The organism is Microbacterium sp., assembly GCF_030149085.1.
Taxonomy (GTDB): domain Bacteria; phylum Actinomycetota; class Actinomycetes; order Actinomycetales; family Microbacteriaceae; genus Microbacterium.
Genome location: NZ_JASBSF010000285.1, coordinates 1 through 3,257, shown reverse-complemented (window position 1 = coordinate 3,257; position 3,257 = coordinate 1). Strand labels below are relative to the sequence as shown.

The 3,257-nt window shown below is 69.0% G+C and carries 3 protein-coding genes and 1 pseudogene; all 4 read right to left on the bottom strand.

The genetic code is table 11. The annotated features are described in order from the left end of the window. Window positions 1-260 (bottom strand): annotated as a pseudogene (locus tag Q1V87_RS11625) (lysine--tRNA ligase); the annotation flags it as partial. Window positions 261-333: 73 nt separating this feature from the next. After that, window positions 334-1,029, bottom strand: a complete 696-nt coding sequence (locus tag Q1V87_RS11620; protein WP_331790843.1) for a Rossmann-like and DUF2520 domain-containing protein — start codon at window positions 1,027-1,029, stop codon at window positions 334-336. Further along, complete coding sequence (locus Q1V87_RS11615) at window positions 1,026-2,600, bottom strand: PH domain-containing protein (protein ID WP_300592910.1); 1,575 nt, start codon at window positions 2,598-2,600, stop codon at window positions 1,026-1,028. Before Q1V87_RS11615 ends, Q1V87_RS11620 begins: the two co-directional genes overlap by 4 nt. Next, window positions 2,597-3,148: a PH domain-containing protein gene (locus Q1V87_RS11610; RefSeq protein ID WP_300592913.1), complete on the bottom strand. Its 552-nt coding sequence runs from the start codon at window positions 3,146-3,148 to the stop codon at window positions 2,597-2,599. The genes Q1V87_RS11615 and Q1V87_RS11610 overlap by 4 nt, the downstream gene beginning before the upstream one ends. Window positions 3,149-3,257 lie beyond the last annotated feature (109 nt).

Below are 3,257 nucleotides of genomic sequence, written 5' to 3'. Positions count from 1 at the left end.
CGGCTGAAGACGACCCGACCCGCAACCGACACGGTCTCGCCCGTCTCGTCACCTGCCTCAAGATGGGCGAAGCGTTCGCGAACCTCAGCGACGGTTGCGGTCACCGGCACACTCACCGGATAGGCGCCGCCCGCGGCATCCGTGCGCTCGGCCAGCAGCCGCTCGCGCTTTGCCAGCCGCACCGCCTTCTGCTCGAAGACGTCCTCGTCGGATGCTTCGGGGGCGGCGTCCGCGGGCACGGCGGCAGGCGTGTCGGTCATGAGGGGGGCTCCTTGAAAATCGTCGCCCAGTCTATCGGCGGGCCGTTGGGAGTCCGTTGGCGGTCGCTCGGGCTCAGTCCACGGGTGGGCGGATGTCGTCGGTTCCCGCCTCGACGAGCGCGTGGTCGACGGTCGTATGCATGAGCGCCGCGAGATAGCGCCCCGGCTCGGCAACGCCGGCCGAACGCAGCAGGTCGGTGGCCTGACGGATGATCGAGCGCGAGAAGTCGGTGGCGGTCGTCACCCCCTCGGCGTAGGCGGCTCGGTCGCTCTCGGCGATGATCACGGGCTCGCATCCCAGTTCGACCGCGAGCGCCTGCGCGATCGGCAGGACGGGCGCTGGCGCAGTGACAGCCGCATACGCACCGACAAGGGTACGCAGGTCGATCGACGTGCCGGTGAACGCAATCGCCGGATGAATCGCCAGGGGAATCACGCCGCGCGCCAGCGCCGGAGCGAGGACGTCGGTACCGAACGCCGGATCGGTGTGCATGACGAGTTGACCCGGCTGCCACGCGTCGAGTTCGGCGAGTCCGGTCACGAGTCCCTCGAGCTGATCGTGTGGAACGGCGATCACGACGAGCTGGCTCTCCCGCACGACATCCTGTGGGTCCCGGAGGGGGACGCCCGGAAGGATCGCGGCGACGCGGTCGTCGTCCGAGCCGCTCGTGATCGAGACGATGGCGTGCCCCGCTCCCGCGAGTGCCGCACCGATGACAGGACCGACCCTGCCCGCGCCGACGATCCCGACGCGCAGCCTGTCGCTCACTCCTCCCCCGCCCAGCGGTGCGAGCGGTCGGTTGCGACGGCGCCGATGGCGGCGCGCTCGCCGTCATCGAACAGGCGCAACGCGTCGTCGCGGTCGAGGATGCCGAGGCTGCCCGACACGCGACCGATGACCGTGTGCGCACGGATGTTCGCAACCCGAAGCGCGCGATCGAGCGGACCTTGACTCACCTCGAGGCTCTGCATCCGTGCCAGCGGCACGACGGCGAGAGTGCGCCAGATCCGGCCCCGACGCAGGAACAGCGCGTCAGTTCCGAGCCAGTATCCGTTGCGCCGCCACGAGAGCGGTCGAAGCAGCCGCGCTCGCCTCGGCGTGGTCGTGTACGGGTCGTCGGCCACGGGACCGAGGGCGCCGTTGTCGACGATCATGGGCCAGTCGTCCTGGTCGATCGACGGCAGAATGAGTCGCAGCACCCGCTCGACATCAGCACGGTTGCCCACCGGCAGCACGGTGCCGAACTGGTCGTTGGCGCCGTCGCTCATGCTGCGACCCGACAGTCGGTTGATACGAATCGCCCACCAGCCGAACGGCCGCCACATCAGCGGTTGCGTGACCTCGACAGCATGGATGCGACCCGGCGGGATGATCTCGGTGATCGTCGTGAGCAGACCGTAGGTGATTCGAACGCCGCTCGGGGTCGGGGCGATCGAGTAGCGGAGCGAGCGGGTGATCGAGCGGATCCAGTAGGCACCGAACCCGAGGACCGCTGGAACGACGGCGAACAGCACCCAGCCGGTCGTCGTGACCGCCCCGGTCACGATCGCAGCGATCGCCGCGACCAGAAAGATCGTGGTGCCCGACAGGGTTTGGGAAGCGACCAGGCGCCCGACCGGGATCGACACGACCGACTCGGGCTCAGCAACGGGTGCCTCTGCCCCCGCGATCAGGCCGGTGATTCCTGCCGACACGGTCTCGGATGCCCTGGCGCGCCGCTGCGCCTTGCCGCGCTCGCCGAGCTGACGCCCCGATGCGAGCCGCAGGATGTCACCGCGAATCGCCTCTGCGTTCGCCGTCGACAGGTATTCGAGCTTGACGTTCGCGTCCAGGCCCGCGCCCACGACCTCGAGCTTGGCGAGCCCGAACAGTCGCGCAACGGTGGGGCGCGTCAGGTTCACTCCCTGCACCCGGTCAAGGGGGGCGCGGCGGTGCGACCGGAAGACGACGCCCGAGCGCACCTCGACATCGTCATCCGTGATGCGGAAACTGTGGAAGCGCCAGGCGAGATAGAAGAGGCCGATCAGCACGATCACGACGGCAAGCACGACAAGCGTCGCAACGAGGATCAGGTTGTGCGACACGACGTAGTCGACGGGGTCACCGGGGATCGACTCTCCCTCGAAGCCGGGAGCCAGCCACGGCAGGAAGATCGCGATGAGCCGGTCTCGCAGGTTCGCGATGATGACGCCGGCGACGATCACCAGCACCAGCCCACCGCGAAACAGCGGCGTGAGGGGGTGCATCCGATGCCATTCGCCGTCACTGAGCGGCGAGCGCACCTCCGCGGCGGGCGGCGGGGTGGCGGGCGTCGCGGGGGTGGCGTTGGGGTCGGTCACAGCCCGGTCCGGCGGGTCTCGGCTACCGCGATGAGGGTGTCACGCAGCTGCTCGGCGGCGTCTTGACGGATGCCGGGAATGGCGACCCCGGTCGTGGCTGCCGCCGTCACGAGCTTGAGCTGCGCGATCCCGAACCCGCGATCGAGTGGACCGTGCGTGATGTCGACGAGCTGCATGCGACCGTAGGGCACCGCGACGACCCGCTGCCAGAGGATCCCCTTGCGAAAGACCAGGTCGTCTTCGCGCAGCTGATAGCCGTAGGCCCGAGCCTGGCGTGGCGTAACAGCAAGCGTGATCGCGAGGATCACCAGCACGATCCCCGCGGGAATCCAGACCCACCCCACCCCGACGATCAACCAGATCGCGAGCGCGGCGGCGAGAACGAGGAGGAACAGGATGCCCGACGAGATGAGTTGCACCCAGACGTACTGCCGGGCGAGCTGGTGCCAGGTGCCGTCGCCGATCGGAATCCGGTTGGCCGATCGCGGCTCGAGAATCCGTGAGAACGTGCCCTCGTCGAGCGCGGAAGTCTCGGCGCCCTCCGCCACGGATGGCTCAGTGGCTGTGCCGTCTGTGGCTGTGCCGTCAGTGACTGTGCCGTCAGTGGCTGTGGGCTCCGAAGCCGGGGTCGACGCCTCCGGGCTGTTCGTCATCGTC